This window comes from Actinomadura sp. WMMB 499 (genome assembly GCF_008824145.1).
Lineage (GTDB): Bacteria > Actinomycetota > Actinomycetes > Streptosporangiales > Streptosporangiaceae > Spirillospora.
In genome coordinates this window covers 4716840-4735191 of record NZ_CP044407.1, presented here as the reverse complement: position 1 = coordinate 4735191, position 18352 = coordinate 4716840, and the positions used below count along the sequence as shown (strand labels likewise).

General features: G+C 73.5%; 25 protein-coding genes. 16 read left to right on the top strand and 9 right to left on the bottom strand.

The genetic code is table 11. The features are described 5' to 3' along the window. The first annotated feature begins 79 nt into the window (after nt 1-79). From F7P10_RS20900 to F7P10_RS20875, 6 genes are all read left to right on the top strand, one after another. A complete protein-coding gene (locus F7P10_RS20900) occupies nt 80-637 on the top strand; it encodes a TetR/AcrR family transcriptional regulator (RefSeq protein WP_151011361.1) in 558 nt (185 codons plus the stop codon). Continuing rightward, nucleotides 634-1227: a hypothetical protein gene (locus tag F7P10_RS20895; protein WP_151011360.1), complete on the top strand. Its 594-nt coding sequence runs from the start codon at nt 634-636 to the stop codon at nt 1225-1227. Before F7P10_RS20900 ends, F7P10_RS20895 begins: the two co-directional genes overlap by 4 nt. A 43-nt stretch (nt 1228-1270) precedes the next feature. Next, nucleotides 1271-1633 carry a nuclear transport factor 2 family protein gene (locus F7P10_RS20890; protein ID WP_151011357.1) on the top strand — a complete coding sequence of 121 codons (363 nt, stop codon included), beginning with the start codon at nt 1271-1273 and terminating at the stop codon, nt 1631-1633. A 230-nt stretch (nt 1634-1863) separates the two neighbouring features. Further along, the gene (locus F7P10_RS20885; protein ID WP_151011354.1) at nt 1864-3138 is read left to right on the top strand and encodes an aspartate kinase; all 1275 of its coding nucleotides are present in this window, start codon (nt 1864-1866) and stop codon (nt 3136-3138) included. Nucleotides 3139-3292: 154 nt separating this feature from the next. Next, complete coding sequence (locus F7P10_RS20880) at nt 3293-3754, top strand: helix-turn-helix domain-containing protein (protein WP_218040092.1); 462 nt, start codon at nt 3293-3295, stop codon at nt 3752-3754. Further along, nucleotides 3747-4115 carry a DUF4180 domain-containing protein gene (locus F7P10_RS20875; protein ID WP_151011351.1) on the top strand — a complete coding sequence of 123 codons (369 nt, stop codon included), beginning with the start codon at nt 3747-3749 and terminating at the stop codon, nt 4113-4115. Before F7P10_RS20880 ends, F7P10_RS20875 begins: the two co-directional genes overlap by 8 nt. A 125-nt stretch (nt 4116-4240) precedes the next feature. Here F7P10_RS20875 and F7P10_RS20870 read toward each other — a convergent pair whose 3' ends face one another. Further along, nucleotides 4241-4825, bottom strand: coding sequence for a TetR/AcrR family transcriptional regulator (locus tag F7P10_RS20870; RefSeq protein ID WP_151011348.1), 585 nt, complete (start codon nt 4823-4825; stop codon nt 4241-4243). Between the two features lie 99 nt (nt 4826-4924). On the opposite strand from F7P10_RS20870, the gene F7P10_RS20865 reads away from it, so the two are divergent. Both F7P10_RS20865 and F7P10_RS20860 read left to right on the top strand, forming a co-directional pair. Continuing rightward, complete coding sequence (locus tag F7P10_RS20865; RefSeq protein ID WP_151011346.1) at nt 4925-5326, top strand: nuclear transport factor 2 family protein; 402 nt, start codon at nt 4925-4927, stop codon at nt 5324-5326. Further along, complete coding sequence (locus tag F7P10_RS20860) at nt 5326-6162, top strand: NAD-dependent epimerase/dehydratase family protein (RefSeq protein ID WP_151011343.1); 837 nt, start codon at nt 5326-5328, stop codon at nt 6160-6162. Before F7P10_RS20865 ends, F7P10_RS20860 begins: the two co-directional genes overlap by 1 nt. A 12-nt stretch (nt 6163-6174) precedes the next feature. On the opposite strand, the gene F7P10_RS20855 is transcribed toward F7P10_RS20860, so the two are convergent. Both F7P10_RS20855 and F7P10_RS20850 read right to left on the bottom strand, forming a co-directional pair. Continuing rightward, nucleotides 6175-6546: a DUF6086 family protein gene (locus tag F7P10_RS20855; RefSeq protein WP_151011340.1), complete on the bottom strand. Its 372-nt coding sequence runs from the start codon at nt 6544-6546 to the stop codon at nt 6175-6177. Beyond that, complete coding sequence (locus F7P10_RS20850; protein ID WP_151011337.1) at nt 6543-6929, bottom strand: YrdB family protein; 387 nt, start codon at nt 6927-6929, stop codon at nt 6543-6545. The genes F7P10_RS20855 and F7P10_RS20850 overlap by 4 nt, the downstream gene beginning before the upstream one ends. Nucleotides 6930-7015: 86 nt before the next feature. Here F7P10_RS20850 and F7P10_RS20845 point away from each other — a divergent pair, with 86 nt between their 5' ends. Then, a complete protein-coding gene (locus F7P10_RS20845) occupies nt 7016-8191 on the top strand; it encodes a class I SAM-dependent methyltransferase (protein WP_151011334.1) in 1176 nt (391 codons plus the stop codon). Here F7P10_RS20845 and F7P10_RS20840 read toward each other — a convergent pair. After that, the gene (locus F7P10_RS20840) at nt 8136-9008 is read right to left on the bottom strand and encodes a helix-turn-helix transcriptional regulator (protein WP_151011331.1); all 873 of its coding nucleotides are present in this window, start codon (nt 9006-9008) and stop codon (nt 8136-8138) included. The two genes, F7P10_RS20845 and F7P10_RS20840, sit on opposite strands and share 56 nt — an antisense overlap. Before the next feature lie 130 nt (nt 9009-9138). Between F7P10_RS20840 and F7P10_RS20835 the strand changes: the two genes are divergently transcribed. Beyond that, complete coding sequence (locus F7P10_RS20835; protein WP_151011329.1) at nt 9139-9912, top strand: alpha/beta fold hydrolase; 774 nt, start codon at nt 9139-9141, stop codon at nt 9910-9912. Nucleotides 9913-9922: 10 nt separating this feature from the next. Here F7P10_RS20835 and F7P10_RS20830 read toward each other — a convergent pair whose 3' ends face one another. Both F7P10_RS20830 and F7P10_RS20825 read right to left on the bottom strand, forming a co-directional pair. Further along, entirely contained in the window at nt 9923-10222 is a 300-nt protein-coding gene (locus F7P10_RS20830; RefSeq protein ID WP_151011326.1) for a hypothetical protein, read from the bottom strand. Next, nucleotides 10222-10851, bottom strand: a complete 630-nt coding sequence (locus tag F7P10_RS20825; RefSeq protein ID WP_151011324.1) for a TetR/AcrR family transcriptional regulator — start codon at nt 10849-10851, stop codon at nt 10222-10224. Before F7P10_RS20825 ends, F7P10_RS20830 begins: the two co-directional genes overlap by 1 nt. Nucleotides 10852-11011: 160 nt before the next feature. Here F7P10_RS20825 and F7P10_RS20820 point away from each other — a divergent pair, with 160 nt between their 5' ends. Beyond that, nucleotides 11012-11515, top strand: a complete 504-nt coding sequence (locus F7P10_RS20820; protein ID WP_151011321.1) for a GNAT family N-acetyltransferase — start codon at nt 11012-11014, stop codon at nt 11513-11515. A 34-nt stretch (nt 11516-11549) separates the two neighbouring features. Further along, nucleotides 11550-12449 carry an LLM class flavin-dependent oxidoreductase gene (locus F7P10_RS20815; protein WP_151011319.1) on the top strand — a complete coding sequence of 300 codons (900 nt, stop codon included), beginning with the start codon at nt 11550-11552 and terminating at the stop codon, nt 12447-12449. Here F7P10_RS20815 and F7P10_RS20810 read toward each other — a convergent pair. Together F7P10_RS20810 and F7P10_RS20805 are read right to left on the bottom strand one after the other, a co-directional pair. Then, on the bottom strand, nt 12446-12667 hold the full coding sequence (locus tag F7P10_RS20810) for a helix-turn-helix transcriptional regulator (RefSeq protein ID WP_151011316.1): 222 nt from the start codon (nt 12665-12667) through the stop codon (nt 12446-12448). The two genes, F7P10_RS20815 and F7P10_RS20810, sit on opposite strands and share 4 nt — an antisense overlap. Next, nucleotides 12667-13275: a DUF2975 domain-containing protein gene (locus F7P10_RS20805; RefSeq protein ID WP_151011313.1), complete on the bottom strand. Its 609-nt coding sequence runs from the start codon at nt 13273-13275 to the stop codon at nt 12667-12669. The genes F7P10_RS20810 and F7P10_RS20805 overlap by 1 nt, the downstream gene beginning before the upstream one ends. A gap of 947 nt (nt 13276-14222) precedes the next feature. On the opposite strand from F7P10_RS20805, the gene F7P10_RS20800 reads away from it, so the two are divergent. Both F7P10_RS20800 and F7P10_RS20795 read left to right on the top strand, forming a co-directional pair. Beyond that, nucleotides 14223-15017: an ABC transporter ATP-binding protein gene (locus F7P10_RS20800; protein WP_151011310.1), complete on the top strand. Its 795-nt coding sequence runs from the start codon at nt 14223-14225 to the stop codon at nt 15015-15017. Between the two features lie 2 nt (nt 15018-15019). Next, nucleotides 15020-16363, top strand: a complete 1344-nt coding sequence (locus F7P10_RS20795; RefSeq protein ID WP_151011307.1) for an ABC transporter permease — start codon at nt 15020-15022, stop codon at nt 16361-16363. Nucleotides 16364-16415: 52 nt separating this feature from the next. Here F7P10_RS20795 and F7P10_RS20790 read toward each other — a convergent pair whose 3' ends face one another. Continuing rightward, entirely contained in the window at nt 16416-17198 is a 783-nt protein-coding gene (locus tag F7P10_RS20790) for an oxidoreductase (protein WP_151011304.1), read from the bottom strand. 142 nt (nt 17199-17340) lie between these two features. Here F7P10_RS20790 and F7P10_RS20785 point away from each other — a divergent pair, with 142 nt between their 5' ends. Further along, nucleotides 17341-17763, top strand: a complete 423-nt coding sequence (locus tag F7P10_RS20785; RefSeq protein WP_218040091.1) for a hypothetical protein — start codon at nt 17341-17343, stop codon at nt 17761-17763. 58 nt (nt 17764-17821) lie between these two features. Continuing rightward, complete coding sequence (locus F7P10_RS20780; protein WP_151011301.1) at nt 17822-18352, top strand: SMI1/KNR4 family protein; 531 nt, start codon at nt 17822-17824, stop codon at nt 18350-18352.

The following is an 18352-nucleotide window of genomic DNA, read 5'->3' as shown; positions in this document are numbered from 1 at the left end:
CCTCGAGGGCACGCGGGTCCACTAGCGGAAAAACGACATGAGCGTGCGGGGGGCTAAACAATTGTTTAGTATCCTAAACATGCGTTCAGCCGACGACGATCGCACGACCCGCGCCGTCATCCGCGACGAGGCCCTGCGCCTCTTCGCCCTGCACGGCCCGGACCGGGTCACCGTCCGCCGCATCGGCGAGGCCGCCGGCGTCTCGCCCGCCCTGGTCATCCACCACTTCGGCGCCAAGGACGCGCTGCGCGAGACCGTCGACCGGCACGTCCTGGCCACCCTGGAGACGATCTTCGACGAGCTGGCCGGAGCGGGCGGCGGGGACGGGGCGCACGGGTCGCTCGCCGACGCGCTGCTGCGGCGGCTGCCGCCCGGATCGCCCGTGCCCGCCTACCTCGCGCGGACCCTGCCCGGCGACGATCCGGCGGGCGCGCGGTTGTTCCGGCGCCTGTTCGAGGCGGCGCGGCGGCACGCCGCGACCGATGAGCGCGCCGCGTTCCTGCTCGTCAACGACCTCGCCGTCATCCTGCTCCGGCACCGCATCGCCGACGTCCTGGGCACCGACCCGCTGTCGCGCGAGGGCCTCGCCCGCTGGACCGCCGAGGCCGCGACCGTCTACGAGAGGGGCCTCACGTGAAGCCGAGCTGGTTCCTCGGCGTCGACCCCACCCGCGGCGAACGGGCCCTCGCCCATCTCGCGGGCGCGTTCGGCGTCGCCGCGTCCGTCGCGATCGGCCTCGACGCGGGGTGGGCGTGGTGGCGGCTCCTCGTCGCCGCGGTGATCGCGTACGACCTCGCGGGCGGTGTCGTCGCCAACGGGCTCGACTCCGCCAAGCGCTTCTACCACGGCCCCCTGCCGGTGCGGCCGACCCGCGTGAACCGGTTCCTGCACGGCGAGATCGGCTTCGCGGCCGTCCACGTCCAGCCGATCGTCGCCGGCCTGGCCTTCGGCGCCGCGTGGTGGTGGGGGCCGCTCTGGTACGCGTGGGCCCTGGCGGGCGTCGCCCTCGTCGCCCGCGCGCCCCGGCACCTCGCCCGTCCGGTGGCGCTTCTGGCGGTCCTCACCGGTGCGATGCTCGCGCCCTCGATCCCCGCGCCGGACGGCCTCGCGTGGCTTCCGGTCGTCCTGCTGCTCAAGCTCGTCGTGGCCCACGCCGTCCCCGAGAGACCGGGCGCGGGGCATGACCCGCGAGGTAATCGATCTCGCGCGGCCGGGACGGCAGGCTGAGGAGCGACCGGGAGAAACCCGGACGGAAGGCGGGAGAGCAGACATGAGCGATGTCCGGCAGCGGGTCGAGCGGTACCTGGCGATCTGGAACGAGACCGACCCGGCGGCGCGGCGCGCGGCGGTCGACGAGGTGTGGACCGGGAACGCCCGGTACGTCGACCCGCTCGGCGTCGCGGAGGGACGGGACGCGTTCGACGCGTTCGTCGGCGCGGCGCAGGAGCAGTTCCCTGGGCTGGTGTTCCGGCTCGCGGGGGACGTGGACGCGCACCACGACGTCGCCCGGTTCGCCTGGGAGCTCGGGCCCGAGGGCGGCGAGGCGGTCGCGGCCGGGTTCGACGTCGCCGAGTTCGGCGCGGACGGCCGGTTCGAGCGGGTGACCGGCTTCCTCGACCGGGTTCCGGGGTGACCGCGCCGCCGTGCGGCGGCGGGACGGCGCGCCGGTGAGGTAGTCGCTGATGCGGGCCGGCGTACGACCGGTCGCGGCCCGCTTCCGCGAACCGGTTGTACGACTTCGCCCCGGAACGGGTATGACTAGTTCGCGCCGGTCAGTGAACTACCTGGACGTAGTCCATCCGGATGACCTCGGTAGACTGGACCGCCGGTACGCCTGACCCCGAACCGAGGAGCGCCCAAACCGTGGCTCTAATCGTGCAGAAGTACGGTGGCTCCTCCGTCGCCGACGCCGAGTGCGTCAAGCGGGTCGCCCAGCGCATCGTCGCAACGAAGAAGGCGGGGAACGACGTCGTTGTCGTCGTCTCCGCCATGGGTGACACGACGGATGATCTCATCGACAAGGCCGAGCAGGTCAGCCCCCTGCCACCGGCACGCGAACTGGACATGCTGCTCACCGCCGGCGAGCGCATCTCCATGGCGCTGCTGGCGATGGCCATCGCGAACCTGGGCCACGAGGCCCGCTCGTTCACCGGCTCCCAAGCGGGAGTCATCACCGACGGCACCCACGGCAAAGCCAAGATCATCGACGTGACCCCGGGACGCATCCGGACCGCGCTGGACGAGGGCTCGATCTGCATCGTCGCCGGTTTCCAGGGCGTCTCGCAGGGCACCAAGGACATCACCACGCTCGGCCGCGGCGGGTCCGACACCACCGCGGTGGCGCTGGCGGCGGCCCTGGACGCCGACTGCTGCGAGATCTACTCCGACGTCGACGGCGTGTTCACCGCCGACCCGCGCATCGTCCCGGCCGCGCGGAAGGTGCCGAAGATCTCCTACGAGGAGATGCTGGAGATGGCGGCGAGCGGGGCGAAGATCCTGCATCTGCGCTGCGTGGAGTACGCGCGCCGCTACAACATCCCCATCCACGTGCGGTCCTCGTTCAGCCAGAAGGAAGGCACGTGGGTCGTCGACAGCAGCGAACTCGAAGGACAGGACATGGAGCAGGCGATCATCTCCGGCGTCGCGCACGACCGGAGCGAGGCCAAGATCACCGTGGTCGGGGTGCCCGACAAGGTCGGTGAGGCCGCGACGATCTTCACGGTGCTGTCCGACGCCGAGATCAACATCGACATGATCGTGCAGAACGTGTCGGCCGCGTCGACCGGGCGCACCGACATCTCGTTCACGCTGCCGGCCACCGACGGGCAGGCCGCACTGACCGCCCTCAACAAGGTCAAGGAGCGCATCGGCTTCGAGTCGCTGCGCTACGACGACCGCGTCGGCAAGGTGTCGCTGATCGGCGCGGGCATGCGCTCGCACCCGGGCGTCACCGCCACGCTGTTCGCCGCCATCGCCGACGCGGGGGTGAACATCGAGATGATCTCCACGTCGGAGATCCGGATCTCCGTGGTGGTCGCGCAGGACGACCTGGACACCGCGGTCGCCGCCGCCCACCGCGCGTTCGACCTCGACTCCGAGCAGGTCGAGGCCGTCGTGTACGGCGGCACCGGCCGCTGACTCAGGCCGCCGCCCCAGGCCGCCGGTCCCCGACGGGCCGCGCACCCCGGACCTCTCCGGGGGCGCGGCCCGTCGTGTTTCCCGTGAAACATCCCGGGCGAGCTGGTTCCGCAAACTTACGCATCACTCCCAACAAGAGGTATGTTAGGGAGTGATGACGGAAAAAATGTACTCCGTCGAGGAGGTCGCGGACCTGCTCGGCCTGCACGTGCGGACGGTGCGCGGCTACATCCGCGACGGGCGGCTCAAGGCCGTCCGGATCGGCAAGCAGTACCGGATCGCGCCCGCCGACCTGGAGGCGCTGACCGGCCGCGCGCCCGCACCCGCGGGACGGCCCGGCGCGGGCGCGTCCGTCGAGGTGTCGAGCATCGTCGAGATCGACGGGATCGACCGGGCCGGGGCCGACCGGCTGAGCACGCTCGTCCTCTCGGGCGTGAACGTCGGCGGCGACCCCGCGCGCCGGCTGCGGATCCAGGCGGTGCACGACGCGGAGCGGCGCCGCCTGAAGCTCGTCGTGCTCGGTTCCGCCGCCGAGACCGCGGCCGTGCTGCAGATGCTCGACGCGGTACTCGACGGCGGCAACGACCTGGTGGACCGGGAGGATCGCAATGGCTGACGCGCTGGTGGAGCGGGCCGGACGGCAGGTGCTGGTGTGCGCGGCGGACGGCCCGCCGATCGCCACCGAGCGGGACGCGCTCGACCTGATCGGCCACGCGTTCCTCGGCGCCGAGGTGGTGGCCGTGCCCGCGGACCGGCTGGACGAGCGGTTCTTCGCCCTCGGCACCCGCGTGGCCGGCGAGATCATGCAGAAGTTCGTCAACTACCGGATCCGGCTGGCCGTCGTCGGGGACGTGTCCCGGCACCTGGAGTCGAGTGCGGCGCTGCGGGCCCTCGTCGCCGAGTCGAACGCGGGCGGGCACATCTGGTTCGTCCCGGACCTGGACGCCCTCGACACCCGCCTCCGCGCGTCCGCCTAGCCGCCGCGGCTGCGGGTCCGCCCGCCCGGCACCGCCGTCCGCCTCAGGCGCACTGCCGTGCGGAAGGCCCTCGTCGGGCTCCCACGTGCGGTCGAGGCTGCCGTTCCAGTACCGCCGGTACGGCTCTAGCTCCGCTCCGCCGGAAGCAGGCGCTCGACGTACGCGGCCAGCCGCGCGCGGATCGCGTCGGCCGTCAGCCCCTCCGCGTTCGCCAGGTAGGTGATGAGGTCGGCGCGGACGGCGGCGAGGAGGGCGTGCGCGAGGAACCCCGCCTCCCCGGGATCGGCGAGTTCGGCGAGCATGTCGCGCAAGATCGTGTGCGACCGCGTGTAGGAGTCGCTCTGGTAGGGGCTGGCGGCGCCGCCCTCCTCGAGCGCGAGGTAGAGGCTCCGGTTGTCGAACTTGAGGCGGACCAGGGCGTCCAGCACGGCCGGGACGCGCTCGCGCGGCGGGGTGGCCGGGCCGAGCGGGGCGGGCCCGTCGCGCACCACCTCGAGCAGCCACGCGGAGCGGCGCTCGGCGAGGGCCTGCAGGAGGCCCGTCCGGTCGGTGAAGGCGCGGAAGACGGTCCCCTTGCCGACGCCCGCGGCCGCGGCGACGGAGTTCATGCTGATCTCGGCGGTGCCGCTGCGCGCGAAGAGCGCCTCGGCGGCGTCGAGGACGGCTTCGCGGTTGCGGACGGCGTCGGCGCGGCGCCGGGGTTCGGGCATCGGTGACCTCTCCGCTTGCTATCCGGACCGGCGGTCCGTATATAGTGATGCGGACCGCCGGTCCGTATTCTAGCGGGCCGCTCGCGACGAGGAGGCGCCATGGATCCCGAACAGACATTGCGGCACGCGATGGACCTGCTGCTGAAGCATGATTTCGATGGGTTCGCCCGCATGTGGGCCGAGGACGCGGTGATGGAGTTCCCGTTCGCGCCCGCCGACGCGCCCGGACGGCTCGAAGGCGGGGCCGTCGTCGCCGCCTACATGCGCGACTACCCGAACCACATCGACCTGCAGGCGATCCCCTACCTGGAGATCCACCGGACCGAGACGCCCGGCCGCGTCGTCGCCGAGATGCGGGCCACCGGCCGCGTCGTCGGGACGGGCGAACCGTACGAGATGTCGTACATCGCAGTGATCGATATCGAGGACGGACGGTTCGTCCGCTACCGCGACTACTGGAACCCGCTGAAGATGCCCGACTCGATGCGCGGGGCCGCGTGATGACCGTCCTGGTGATCGGCGCCACCGGCACGACCGGCTCCAGGGTCGCGGACCGGCTGCGGGCGGACGGCCGCGCGGTCCGGGCCGCGAGCCGGGGTGCGGCCGGCGGCCCGGACGGCGTGCGGTTCGACTGGCTCGACCCGTCCACGCACGGCGCCGCCCTGCACGGCGTCGAGAGCGTCTACCTGGTGCCGCCCGTCGGGGTGCTGCACCCCGAGGAGGCCATGCTGCCCTTCCTGGAGCGGGCCAAGCGGGCCGGGGTGCGGCGCGCGGTGCTCCTCAGCTCGTCGCAGCTCGCGCCGGGCGGGCCCGCCACCGGCGCCGTCCACGCGGCCCTGCCGGAGGTGTTCGGCGAGTGGGCGGTGCTGCGGCCGTCGTGGTTCATGCAGAACTTCACGGGCGGGCACGTCCACGCGGAGAGCATCCGCGCGGAGGGCCGGATCACGACCGCCGCGGCGGCCGGACGGGTCGCGTTCATCGACGCCGGCGACATCGCCGCCGTCGCCGTCCGGGCCCTGACCGACCGGACGCCCCACAACACCGACTGGATCCTCACCGGACCGGGCGCCCTGTCCTACGACGACGTCGCGGCCACGATCGCGCGGGTGTCGGGCCGTCCGGTCCGGCACCGGGCGGTGTCGCGCGAGCGGATGCGCGAGCACCTCGCCGGGACGCTCCCGGACGGGTTCGCGGCGATGCTGGCGGACCTGGACGGGCTGATCGCCGGGGGCGCCGAGGACCGGGTCACGGGTGCCGTGGAGCAGGTCACCGGACGCCCGCCGCGCTCGTTCGAGGCGTTCGCGGCGGCGCACGCGGGGGCCTTCGGCGCTCCCTGACGGCCGGGGCGGTCAGCGCGGCATGGTGCGCTCGACGTCCCGGGCACGCTCGGCGAGGGCGCGCACGCCGGCCGTGTCGAGGTCGTCGAGGGCCGGGACGCGCACTCCGGCCCGGACGGACAGGGCGAGCGCCGTCACGACGAACCCCTCCATGAGGGTCCGCATGACGGTGTGGCCCGAGCGGGCGTGGTACCGGACCAGGGCGTCGGTGAACTCGACGAACGTCTCGACGTCGAGCCGGTACTCGTCCGACTGCTCCGGGCCGATCCCCGACGGTCTGTCCGTGATGTCGGCGAGCGTCCCGGCCGTCGCCGCGAACAGCCGGGCGACCCTGGTGGCCGGGTTCCACAGGACGTCGTCGCCGGCCTGGAAGTACTGGCTCATCCGGCGGACGGCTCGTCCCGCGCGGCGCGGAACCGGGCGTCCCGGTCGAGGGTGGCGAGAGCGGTGTTGACCAGGGCGATCGCCGCGAACACGGCGGCGAGCACCGGATGCCCCACGGCCAGGACGGCCAGCGCCGCGGACGCGAACACCAGCGCCTTCACCAGCAGGACGACCGGGAGCCCCGCGTCGAACCGGGACTTCGGCGCCGCGAACAGGCCCCACAGGGTGATGGCCGCGGCCGGTGCCCCGAGACCGAGCACGAGGTCGACGAGGACGGCGTCGCCGGCGGTGAACCCCCACCACGCCAGGGCGGCGAACGCGGCGAGCTCGACGAGGAAGGCGAGGCCCTCGTTACCGGCGTGCACGGGCCCGGGAAGTCGCATTCGTGGATTGTCGCACCGTTCGTCCTGCGCAGGTAGGGCGGCGGCGACCGTACGATCCAAGCGGGATCTCACAGAACGGTCACGCTATGGGTGCTGGGCAGGGGCGGACGGACGTGTCGGGCGGACCGGCCGTCGGCTGGCGCGAGGACGGGCGGGACCGGCGCGCGCGCTGGCGGTCGGAGAGCGCGCCCCCGCCCCGGCGGGTGCGGGTCGCCGACGACGGGACGCGCGCGGACGACGCGTACCGGGCGGCGTGCGAGGGCACGGCGCTGCTGTGGCGGGGCGACTTCCAGAACGCGCGGCAGCTGCTCCGCGCGATGGCGCGGCGGATCGACGCGCCGCCGCGCAAGAAGAAGGCGGAGCCGTCCGGCGCCCAGGCGTTCCACCTGTTCCGGCAGGCGCGGGCCCAGCGCGCGCGCACGCTGGGCATGCTGCTGGTGCCGGTCGAGGCCGGTCACACCGTCCCGCTCCGGCGCGCCCCGGACGTGCGGGACGCGTGCGCGGAGGCGTACGGGCCGGGCGAGGAGCCGTACGTGGTGTCGCTACGCGAGCTGCTCGGCGTGATCGGCGCGCACGAGTGGCGGCGCGAGGGCGTGCCCGTGCCCGCGCTCGGCGGCGACCGGATCCACCCGCATTACGGCGTGTTCTCACCGATCCGGGGCGAGTACGTCGACCTCGTCGCGCGCGCGCCGCTGCCGTCCGGGGTGACGTCCGCGTTCGACATCGGCACAGGTACGGGCGTCCTCGCGGCCGTCCTCGCGCGACGCGGCGTGGGGCGGGTCGTCGCCACCGACATGGATCCGCGCGCGCTTGCCTGCGCCAGGGAGAACGTCGAGCGGCTGCAAGTGCCGGTGGAGGTCGTGCAGGCGGACCTTTACCCGGACGGACGCGCCGGTCTCGTCGTCTGCAATCCGCCGTGGCTCCCGGCGAAGCCCGCGACGCCGCTGGAACGGGCCGTCTACGATCCGGGCGGGCGGATGCTGCGGGGGTTCCTCGACGGTCTCGGCGATCGTCTGGAACCGGACGGGGAAGGCTGGCTCGTCCTGTCCGACCTGGCCGAACACCTCGGGCTGCGGGCGCGGGGCGAGCTGGCGGACGCGTTCGCGGCGGCGGGCCTGCGGGTGGCCAGCCGGCTCGACGCGGCGCCCGTCCATCCGAAGGCGGCCGACGCCGACGATCCGCTGCACGCCGCGCGGGCCGCCGAGATCACGACCCTGTGGCGCCTGCGGCGTGACTCCGGTGCGCCGTCTCCGGACCGATGACCCGCAGCAGCTCGAGGGCCTCCACGGAACGGGAGCCGGGCGGGGGCGTGTAGACGACGAGCCGCTGGTCCTCGGCGGGGGTCACGAGCACCTCGGCGTCGAACTCGGCCGTCCCGAGCTCGGGATGCCGCACCCGCATCCGCGCGGTGCGGCGCACCGCGACCTCGTGCAGCTCCCACATCCGGGTGAACTCGCCGCCGGTGCCGTGCAGCCGCCGGACGAGCGCGGCCGACGCGGCGTCGTGCCCGCGCCGGGCGACCGCGGCGCGCAGGTCGGCGACGTGCGCGCGGCCGATCCGCTCGTGCTCGTCCTCCGGATGGGCCGACCGGACGGACGGGTCGGCGAACCATCGCCAGACGATGTTGCGGTCGGGCCCGTCGACCGTGCAGACGCAGCCGAACAGCGCCTCGGCCGCCGCGTTGTGCGCGAGGAGGTCGCCGAGGTCGCCGAGGATCTGCGCGGGGGTGTCGCCGAGCCGGTCCAGCAGGTGGAGCAGGCCGGGACGGACGTGCTCGCCGGCGAGCGGGCCCGCCGGTGGCCGGTGCCCGGCGAGGACGTACAGGTGGTCGCGCTCGTCCGCGGTGAGCCGCAGCGCGCGGGCGAGCGCGCCGAGGAGCTGCGCGGACGGCTGCGGGCTGCGGGCCTGCTCGAGCCGCATGTAGTAGTCCGCGGACATGCCCGCGAGCTGCGAGACCTCCTCGCGGCGCAGGCCCGGCGTGCGCCGCCGCGGCCCGGTCGGCAGGCCGACCTCACGGGGGCGGAGCCGTGCGCGGGAGCGGCGGAGGAAGTCGGCGAGCTCGCGGCGGTCCATGTCCATGCGTCCATGATCGGTGATCGCCGGGGCCGCAGCCTGGGACCGGTTGTCCTAGCCAGGGCGGTCCGCTCCTCATCGCGGCGCGCCTCGGGCAGCGTCGAGGGCAGTGCACACCACCCGAAAGGCGAACAAGATGCCCACCATCACTGTCGACGGCGCCCGCATCCCCTACCGCGTCGAGGGGACGGGCCCCGCGCTCGTCCTCGTGCACGGTGTCGGCCCCGGAGCGGCCATGTGGGACGGCGTGCTCGACCGGTTCACCGGCCACCGCACCGTCGTCCGGCCCGACCTGGCGGGCAGCGACGCCGCCTCCGACGACGGCGCGCCGCTGACCGCCGGGACCCTCGCCGCGCAGGTCGCGGCGGTGATCGAGGACGCCGGCACCGGCCGCGCGGACGTGCTCGGCTTCTCGCTCGGCGCGCCCGTCGCCGCCGCCGTCGCCGCCCTGCGACCGGACCTCGTCCGCAGGCTGGTCCCGGTCGCGGGCGTCGCGGGGCCGGGCGACGAGTACGTCCGGCAGCTGGTGGCGTCGTGGCTGGCCGCCGCGGGCGACACCGACGCGTTCGCCCGCCACTCGACCCTGCTCGCCTACAGCCGCGGGTTCATGAACCGGGCGGGCCACGCCGCGGTCGAGCAGGCCCACGCGTTCATGGCGCCGACCCCGGACCGCCTCCGCCAGGTCGATCTGGTCGGGCGGATCGACGTCCGGGACCTGCTGCCGCGGATCACCGCGCCCACGCTCGTCATCGGCGCCCTGCACGACGCCACCCTGCCCGTGGAGAACCACCGGGAGTTCTCCACGGGCATCGCGGGGGCCGAGTACGCCGAACTGGACAGCGGTCACGTGGTGATGGGGGAGCGGACGGACGAGTTCCTCAAGCTCGTCGAGGACTTCCTGTCCCGGTGACCCCGGACGTTCAGGCTCCGCTGGGCTCCTCGCGGCGCCCGAACGCGCCCGGCCCCGCGTGGAACAGGCCGATCGCGAGGACGCCCGCGGCCGCGGCGCCGAACGCCGGGCCGGGGTGCTCCCCCGGCCCGGCCCACGCGAGGAGCAGGACCGACAGGACGAGCCCGGCCCAGCCCGCGACGAGGTTCGGGACGGGGCCGTTCCCCAGCGCGCACGGATAGGACCGCCGGGTGATGCCGCGGACGAAGTGCGGGAGGGCGTTGCCGCCCATCACCCCGCCGAGGAACCCGAGCACGATCGCGGACCACATCAAAGGTCTCCCTGGGTCGTCGGCCGGTCGGCCGGTGGACCGGGGGCCGGGCGGCCGCCGGTCAGCAGCGGGATCAGGACGGCGTCCACCAGGTGCCGGACGAACGCGCCGTCGAGCGGCTCGCCGGTGACGAACAGCCGGGAGAACAGCATCGCCGAGCTGATCTCCGTGAACAGCGCGGTGTCGACGTCGCCGGCGAGGTCGCCGCGCCGCACGGCCCGCTCGACGACCGTGCCGAACGCGGCGCGCTTGTCGTCGACGAGCCGTCCGCGGACGGTCTCGGCGAGCACCGGGTCGCGGTGCATCGCGGTCATCAGCCCGAGGATCAGCGCGGCGTCCTGGGCCTCCAGGTTCGCGCGCATCTGCTCCAGCACCGCGACGAGGTCGCCGCGCAGGCCGCCGGTGTCGGGCGGGACGGGCGCGCCGTCCGGCCCGGCGCCGCCGTGCGCGCGCACCGCGCCGACCACCAGCTCGGCCTTGCCGGGCCAGCGCCGGTACAGCGTGGCCTTGCTGGCCTGCGCGCGCGCCGCGACGGCCTCCATGGTGAGCCGGTCGTAGCCGACCTCGGCGAGCACCTCCAGGGCCGCCGCCAGGATCGCCTCGGTGCGCACGTCGCCGCGTGGTGTCATCGCCGTCCTTTCGAAACGCTACCGTTTCGAACGGTACGGGGCCACACGAAGTGAACGCAAGCGTTTCGATAGAAGTCCGGGACGTCCGGGCGAAAAGCCGCTGACACCGGCGGCACCGAAGCGCCATGATCGGGCGCCCGACCAGCCCGAGGAGCCGCCCATGCCCGTCCGCTTCGTCCAACTGCCCGAGGCGGCGCTGCGCGCCCTCCTCGACGGCGATCTCGCCCGCGCCTCCGCGGCGGCCGGCGTCGAACTCACCGAGTACTTCCTGACCGACCAGGCGCGGAGCGTCTGGCGCCGCCGCCTCGACCAGCTCGCCCGCACCCCGGCCGACGCGCCCTGGATCGCGCGGGCCGCCGTCGCCGAGCCCGGCGGCGCCGTCGTCGGGCACGCGGGCTACCACGGTGCGCCCGACGCGAACGGGCTGGTCGAGGTCGCCTACTCCGTCGACCCGGCCCACCGCCGCCGCGGGCACGCCCGCGCGATGCTCGAAGCGCTCCTCGACCGGGCCGCCGCGGAACCGTCCGTCCGGACGGTCCGCGCCTCGATCGGCCCGGACAACGCGGGGTCGCTCGCGACGATCGCCGGGCACGGGTTCGTCCACGTCGGCGAGCAGTGGGACGAGGAGGACGGCCGCGAGCTCCTCTTCGAACGCCCGGCTTGACCTCAACCTCACTCGAGGCACCAGCATCGGGCCCATGAACGACTTCGAGATCGGCGTGATCCTCCCCGGCATCGCCGTCCAGCGCCGGGACGGCATCACGCTGCGGGACGCCGCCCGGCACGCCGAGAACGCGGGCCTCGACGGCGTCTGGCACGGCGACCACCTCGCCGCCGGCGGCCCGACCCTGGACGCGTCCGTCGCGCTCGCCGTCGCCGCCGCGGCCACCGACCGGATCACGATCGGCACCAGCGTGCTCGTCCCGGCGATCCGCCCGCTGGCCTGGGCCGCCAAGCAGATCGCGACGCTCCAGCACGTGTCCGGCGGACGGCTCGTCCTGGGCGTCGGCTCGGGCGGCGGACCCGCCCAGTGGGCCGCCGCCGGGGTCCCCTACCGGGACCGCGGCCGCCGCACCGACACGGCCCTCGACCTGCTCCCCCGGCTCCTCGCGGGTGAGCCGACCCCCCTCCCCGACGAGGCCGGGGCGCCCGTCGCGCCGTCCCCCGCGGTCCCGATGCCGCCGGTGTGGGTCGGCAACGCCTCCCCGGCGGCGATCCGGCGGGCCGCCCGGTACGGCGACGGCTGGTTCCCGTCGCTGATCACGCCGCGCGAGGTCGCCGGCGGCGCCGCCCGGCTGGCCGAGCTCGCGGCCGGACACGGCCGCCGCGTCCCGGCCGTCGCGGTCGGCGGCACGTCCGCGCTCGGGGGCGGCGACGTCCCGACCCGCGCGGACATCGCGGCGGGCATCGCGAGCGCCTACGGCCGCCCGCCGGAGGAGGCCGCCGACGTCCCGCTCACCGGCCCGCCCGCCGCGGCCGCCGAGCGGCTGGCCGCGTACCGCGACGCCGGTGCCCGCCACGCCGTCATCGGCGTGGCGGGCGGCGACTGGCGAACCCAGGTCGATCTCCTGGCCGAGGCCCGGAGCCTCCTGCGCTAGCCGTCGAAGCTGAGCAGATCCCCCGGCTGGCAGTCCAGCTCCCGGCAGATCGCGCTGAGCGTCGTGAACCGCATCGCCTTGGCCCGGTCGTTCTTCAGGACCGAAAGGTTCACCACCGTCACGCCGACCCGCTCGGCCAGTTCCGCGAGCGTCATTCCCCGCTCCTTCAGGAGGGCGTCGAGGTGCACCTTGATCTGGTGCGCGTCCTCCGACGGCATCAGACGAGGCCCTCGGTGTCGGCGCGCAGCCGGGTGCCGTGCCGGAACGCGCCCGCCGCGGCGAACAGCAGGATCGACACCAGGGCCCAGAGCGCGGACGGCTCGTAGGCGATCTGCACGGCCGGTTCGACCGGCGTGCCGCCGACGAGCGCCCGCGCGGTGAGCGCGTCCACCAGCGGGACGAGCACGCCGAACAGCAGGACGGCCACCGCGATCACGGTCAGCCGGCGCGAGTTCCGCGCGACGAACACGTCGCCGTCCTGGAACGTGCGCGCCATCCGCATGAGCTGCTCGAGGATCACGACGAGAAGGATCGCACCGGTGACCCCGGGCAGTGCGAGCAGGACACGCTCCCCCAGTCCGGGGTCGGCGAACGCCAGTTCGGCGCTACGGGCGCCGTGCAGCTCGACGCCGTCCCCGGCGACCGCCCCGGGGACGGTCGGCGCACCGTCCAGCTCGACCGTCCGCGAGTCGACCGGCGGGAACGGGCCCGCCACCCCGAGGATCGGGAGCAGCACCCCGAACAGCCCCACCAGCAGGAGCGCGAGCCCCACCACCCCTTCGAGCGCCCGCCCGTCGATCCGTCTCCACCAAGCCACGGCCCCCATGCCGACCTCCCACATATCGTTAATCGATAATAACGATAAACGATATGCAGGCGTCAACCCCCCGCGACCGCCAGGGAAGCAGGCACTTGACCGCGCAGCGCCCCTCGGGCGAGTCGAACCGACGCAGCAACCGCACGCAGACCCGCCGAAGGAAGGCGCAGCCACCCAAGCCAAGCCCCAGCCACAGCGGACCGGAACCACTGCGATTGCGAGCGAAGCCGGATTCGAGCGAAGCAAGAATCCGATCGCGCAGCGAGCCCCTAGGGCGAGTCGAAGCGATGCAGCAATCGCACCGCAAGGCCCGTTGAAGGAAGGCCCCCTGGGGCCTGACGCCGAGGGTCTTGCAAACAAACACAGCAGCAATCGCACCAGCAAGGCCCGCCGATGGAAGGCGCAGCCACCCAAGCCAAGCCCCAACCACAGCGGACCGGAACCACTGCGATTGCGAGCGAAGCCGGATTCGAGCGAAGCAAGAATCCGATCGCGCAGCGAGCCCCTCGGGCGAGTCGAAGCGATGCAGCAATCGCACGCAAGGCCCGTTGAAGGAAGGCCCCCTGGGGCCTGACGCCGAGGGTCTTGCAAACAAACACAGCAGCAATCGCACCAGCAAGGCCCGCCGATGGAAGGCGCAGCCACCCAAGCCAAGCCCCAGCCACAGCGGACCGGAACCACTGCGATTGCGAGCGAAGCCAAGTTCGAGCGAAGCAAGAACTTGATCGCGCAGCGAGCCCCTCGGGCGAGTCGAAGCGATGCAGCAATCGCACCGCAAGGCCCGTTGAAGGAAGGCCGCCCCGCGGCCTGACGCCGAGGGTCTTGCAAACAAACACAGTGGAGTTTTGCCTACCTCGATCGGCGTCTTGGCCCCATCTACGCGGGCGGTCGCGGTCCGTAGCTTCGTTTCCCAGAGGCGCTCCACGGAGGGGGCACCCGGGTGGAAGGCGGAAACGATGTTCGGACGCAAGAGCGCGCCCCCGGCCGGCGGGTCGGGTGAGGCCCTGCGGATCGAGGGCGTGCGGAAGATCTACGGCACCGGCGAGGGCCAGGTGGCGGCGCTGGACGGCGTGTCGCTGTCCCTGCCCGCGGGCTCGTTCACCGCGGTGATGGGCCCGTCCGGATCCGGCAAGAGCACGCTGCTGCAGTGCGCCGCGGGCCTCGACCGTCCCACCGAGGGCCGGATCCTGGTCGACGGCGCCGAGCTGGCGGGCGAGACCGAGGCGGCGCTCACGAGGTTCCGCAGGGAGCGGATCGGGTTCGTCTTCCAGCACTTCAACCTGCTGCCCACCCTCACCGTCCTGCAGAACGTGACGCTGCCGCTGAAGCTGGCGCGGCGGCCGGTCGACCGGGGGCGGGCCGCGGACGTCCTGCGCCGCGTCGGGCTCGGCGACCGGCTCGGGCACCTCCCGGCGGAGCTGTCCGGCGGGCAGCAGCAGCGGGTCGCGATCGCGCGCGCGCTCGTCGCCCGCCCGCGCGTCCTGTTCGCGGACGAGCCGACGGGGGCGCTCGACACCCGCAGCGCCCGCGACGTCCTCGCGCTCCTGCAGGAGACCGTCCGGGTGGACGGGCAGACCGTCGTCATGGTCACCCACGACCCGGTCGCGGCCGCGCACGCCGACGCGGTGCTGTACCTGGCGGACGGCCGGATCGTCGGGCACCAGAGCGCGCCGACCGCCGAGGCCGTCGCCGAGCGGATGACGCACCTGGCCGACGAGGTCGCGCGGCAGCGCACCACGGCGGGGGTGTGACGATGACCGCCCTGGCACTGCGCTCGCTGCGCAAGCGGACCGGCGCGTTCACCGCGAGCTTCCTCGCGCTGTTCCTCGGCGCGACGATCCTGATGGCGTTCGCGTCCATGCTCGACACCGCGTCCGGCACCAGCGGGACCACCCACGAGACGCTGGTCACGATGGCGAGCGTCGTCGGCGGCTGGGGGCTGCTGCTCGTCGTGTTCGCCGTCACCTCCACGCTGACGCTGTCGGTCCGGCAGCGGTCCGCGGAGATGGCGCTGCTCAAGAGCATCGGCGCCACGCCGGCGCAGCTCACCCGGATGATCACCGGGGAGGCGGCGGTGCTCGCCGTGGTCGCGTCGCTGCTCGCGATCGGCCCCGCGATCCTCGCCGGGCACGGCCTGCTGGCGCTGCTGCACGACACCGGGCAGGTCACCGGGGACGTGTCGCACACCTTCGGCCCGATCGCGATCTCGATGGGCACCGGCATCACGTTCGTTTCCGCCGTCGGCGCCGCGCTGCTCACCGCGCGCCGCCTGGCCCGCGGCCGGATCGCCGACACGCTCGCCGAGACCGACTCCGGACGGCTGACGAAGAAGCGCGTCGCCTTCGCGGGGCTGTTCTTCGCGGCCGCGCTCAGCGAGGTGATCGTGACCGTGACGGTGATGAAGGACGAGGGCAGCGGCGCCATGGCCACCTCCGGACAGGCCGACATCTTCGCCGCGATCGGCCTGGCGCTGCTCGCCCCCGCGATCGTGCGGCGCGCGGCGTCCGTCCTGGCCCGCCCGCTGCGGCTGTTCGGCGTCGCGGGCGACCTGGCGGTCACCGGCATGCGGCGGCGGACGAGCGCCATGGCCGCCGCCGTCACCCCGGTGATCCTCTTCACCGGCATCGCGGTCGGCACCCTCTACCTGCAGTCCACCGAGAACGCCGCCGTGCGGGCCGCCGGAATCTCCAAGACCATCTCGGACAAGAGCATCGAGACACTGAACATGGTGGTCATCGGCATGGTCGTCCTGTTCGCCGCGATCATGCTGGTGAACACCCTGGTCGCGGCCACCGCGCACCGCCGCCGCGAGTTCGGCCAGACCCGCCTCGCGGGCGCGACGCCCCGCCAGGTCATGGGCACGGTCGCACTCGAGTCGGCCGTGCTGACCGTCATCGGCGTCGCCTGCGGCTCCGTCGCCTCGCTGTTCACGATCGTCCCGTTCAGCCTGGTCCGGGTCGACTCCCCGATGCCGGAGGGCGACGTGTGGATCTACGTCGGGGTCGTCGCGCTCGCCGCGGTCCTCACCGGCGCGACGGCCGCGACGTCCACCCGCCGCGTGCTCCGCACCCCCGCGATCGAGGCGGTGTCGGCCTGAGCGATCCCGGTCCCTCCCCCGCGGGAGCTCCCCGCGGGGGACGGACGCATGTTCAGCTCGTCTTCACCGACCCCCCGTCGATCAGGTACTCGGAGCCGACGATGTTCCCCGCGACGTCCGACAGCAAGAACGCGATCAGCGCCGCGACCTCGCCGGGCTCGGTGATCCGGCCGGTGGTGATCCCGGCGGCCGCGGGAAGGCCCCGGAGCAGGTCGGCGTGCTCCACCCCGACCGCCGCCGCCGTCTTCGCGCCGAACCCGTCCGGGTCCTCCCAGACGGCGGTGCGGACGACGCCGGGCGAGACGGTGTTCACGCGCACCCCCCGTGGCCCGAACTCCTCTGCCAGGGACTTGCCCAGCGCCGTGAGCGCCGCCTTCGCCGCGCTGTAGGCGACCGGCCCGGCCCCGGGCACCCGCGCGTTCATGGACGAGACGTTCACGATCGCCCCACCGCGCTCGATCAGGCTCGGCAGCGCCGCGCGCGTCACCCGGACGGCGCTCATCAGGTTGACGTCGAGGATCGAGCCCCACGCGGCGTCGTCGACGTCCAGAAACCCGCCGGGCAGGAGGTCGTCCCCGCCCCCGACGTTGTTCACGAGCAGGTCGACACCGCCCAGTTCGGCGAACGCGGCGTCCATCAGGGCCGCGACGCCCTCCGCGGTGCTCAAGTCGGCGGCCACGGCGTGCGCGCCGGTCTCCTTCAGCTCCGGCGTGACGGTACGGGCGGCGCCCACGACGCGCACCCCCTCGTCCGCCAGCGTCCGGACGGTCGCCAGGCCGATCCCCCGCGAGGCGCCGGTGACGACGGCCGTCTTCGCGTCGAGTCCCAAGTTCATGACCACTCCCTCTTGGACCGCAGGTACAACATAGGGCGGACGCCGCGTCGGGCCGCCGCCGAGGGACGGCCATTCGGCCGCGCCGGTACGGGTCGGCGAGGTCGGGACCGAGAAGCTCGACGGCACCAACGTCCGCCTCACGGTGCGGTCGGGCCGGATCGTCCGGGTGGAGAAGCGGCGCAATCCGAGCAAGGCGCAGAAGCAGCAGGGAATCATGGACGGCTGGTACGTCGACACCGCGGAAGGCTCCGCCGAGGACAAGTGGATCCTGGAGGCGGCCCGCAACACCGACGTCTCCGGATGGCCGGACGACGAGCACTCCTGCGAGGCGCTCGGTCCCCGCATCCAGGGCAACCCGCTGAACCTCGAAGAGCACCGGTGCGTCCCGTTCAACCTGCACGTCCCCGCCTACGCGGACGTGCCCCGCAGCTACACGGAACTGCAGGCTTTCCTCACCGGACTGGAAAGCCGATTCGCTCCCGGACATCTCGCCGAGGGGATCGTCTTCCACCATCCCGGCGGCCGCCGTGCCAAGATCAAGCGAAAGGACTTCCCCCGCACGTGACCGGTCGGCGATCCCCTGCTGCCGGTGGCCGTCCCGCTAAGGAAACAGCATGGGTTTCATGGCCGAGCTGACCGCCCCGCTGCTCCATAAGGGCCTGGTCGCGCCAAGCGACCTGGTCGGCTGCACCGCCGAGGAGATCGAGGCGTTGATGGCCGCGCAAGGTGTCACGACGCTTCCCGCCGTCTACCGGGAGTTCCTGGAGTACGGCGGCCACACGCCCTACTGGCTCGCCCGCGAGGAGTGGGACTACACCTGGCTGCTGGAGGAGGCCAAGGGAGTCGCCCGGGAGATCGTCGTCGATGACGACGGCCAGGACTGGGCGCCCTTCGCCGACGCCTTCATCTTCCAGACCCACCACGGCTACATGTTCAACTACTTCCGTGCATCGGACCTGACCCAGCCGGACCCGCACTTCTGGATTTACTGCCAGGGCGCCCAGATCGAATCCAGCGGACAGCCGTTCAGCCAGTACCTGCAAGACCTGGCCGGCTACTTGCCGGAAGCGATCCGAACCCACCAGTACCTGTATCACCAGGGCTCTGCACCCAACCCTCCAACGCATCACTGGGATATCACCCAGCGGCCGTGA

Bases quoted from the DNA above. Each gene is read 5' to 3' on its own strand.
- F7P10_RS20900 (WP_151011361.1), top strand. From the start codon at position 80: ATGCGTTCAGCCGACGACGATCGCACGACCCGCGCCGTCATCCGCGAC.
- F7P10_RS20890 (WP_151011357.1), top strand. From the start codon at position 1,271: ATGAGCGATGTCCGGCAGCGGGTCGAGCGGTACCTGGCGATCTGGAAC.
- F7P10_RS20880 (WP_218040092.1), top strand. From the start codon at position 3,293: ATGACGGAAAAAATGTACTCCGTCGAGGAGGTCGCGGACCTGCTCGGC.
- F7P10_RS20875 (WP_151011351.1), top strand. From the start codon at position 3,747: ATGGCTGACGCGCTGGTGGAGCGGGCCGGACGGCAGGTGCTGGTGTGC.
- F7P10_RS20870 (WP_151011348.1), bottom strand. From the start codon at position 4,825: ATGCCCGAACCCCGGCGCCGCGCCGACGCCGTCCGCAACCGCGAAGCC.
- F7P10_RS20865 (WP_151011346.1), top strand. From the start codon at position 4,925: ATGGATCCCGAACAGACATTGCGGCACGCGATGGACCTGCTGCTGAAG.
- F7P10_RS20860 (WP_151011343.1), top strand. From the start codon at position 5,326: ATGACCGTCCTGGTGATCGGCGCCACCGGCACGACCGGCTCCAGGGTC.
- F7P10_RS20855 (WP_151011340.1), bottom strand. From the start codon at position 6,546: ATGAGCCAGTACTTCCAGGCCGGCGACGACGTCCTGTGGAACCCGGCC.
- F7P10_RS20850 (WP_151011337.1), bottom strand. From the start codon at position 6,929: ATGCGACTTCCCGGGCCCGTGCACGCCGGTAACGAGGGCCTCGCCTTC.
- F7P10_RS20845 (WP_151011334.1), top strand. From the start codon at position 7,016: ATGGGTGCTGGGCAGGGGCGGACGGACGTGTCGGGCGGACCGGCCGTC.
- F7P10_RS20840 (WP_151011331.1), bottom strand. From the start codon at position 9,008: ATGGACATGGACCGCCGCGAGCTCGCCGACTTCCTCCGCCGCTCCCGC.
- F7P10_RS20835 (WP_151011329.1), top strand. From the start codon at position 9,139: ATGCCCACCATCACTGTCGACGGCGCCCGCATCCCCTACCGCGTCGAG.
- F7P10_RS20830 (WP_151011326.1), bottom strand. From the start codon at position 10,222: ATGTGGTCCGCGATCGTGCTCGGGTTCCTCGGCGGGGTGATGGGCGGC.
- F7P10_RS20825 (WP_151011324.1), bottom strand. From the start codon at position 10,851: ATGACACCACGCGGCGACGTGCGCACCGAGGCGATCCTGGCGGCGGCC.
- F7P10_RS20820 (WP_151011321.1), top strand. From the start codon at position 11,012: ATGCCCGTCCGCTTCGTCCAACTGCCCGAGGCGGCGCTGCGCGCCCTC.
- F7P10_RS20815 (WP_151011319.1), top strand. From the start codon at position 11,550: ATGAACGACTTCGAGATCGGCGTGATCCTCCCCGGCATCGCCGTCCAG.
- F7P10_RS20810 (WP_151011316.1), bottom strand. From the start codon at position 12,667: ATGCCGTCGGAGGACGCGCACCAGATCAAGGTGCACCTCGACGCCCTC.
- F7P10_RS20805 (WP_151011313.1), bottom strand. From the start codon at position 13,275: ATGGGGGCCGTGGCTTGGTGGAGACGGATCGACGGGCGGGCGCTCGAA.
- F7P10_RS20800 (WP_151011310.1), top strand. From the start codon at position 14,223: ATGTTCGGACGCAAGAGCGCGCCCCCGGCCGGCGGGTCGGGTGAGGCC.
- F7P10_RS20795 (WP_151011307.1), top strand. From the start codon at position 15,020: ATGACCGCCCTGGCACTGCGCTCGCTGCGCAAGCGGACCGGCGCGTTC.
- F7P10_RS20790 (WP_151011304.1), bottom strand. From the start codon at position 17,198: ATGAACTTGGGACTCGACGCGAAGACGGCCGTCGTCACCGGCGCCTCG.
- F7P10_RS20780 (WP_151011301.1), top strand. From the start codon at position 17,822: ATGGCCGAGCTGACCGCCCCGCTGCTCCATAAGGGCCTGGTCGCGCCA.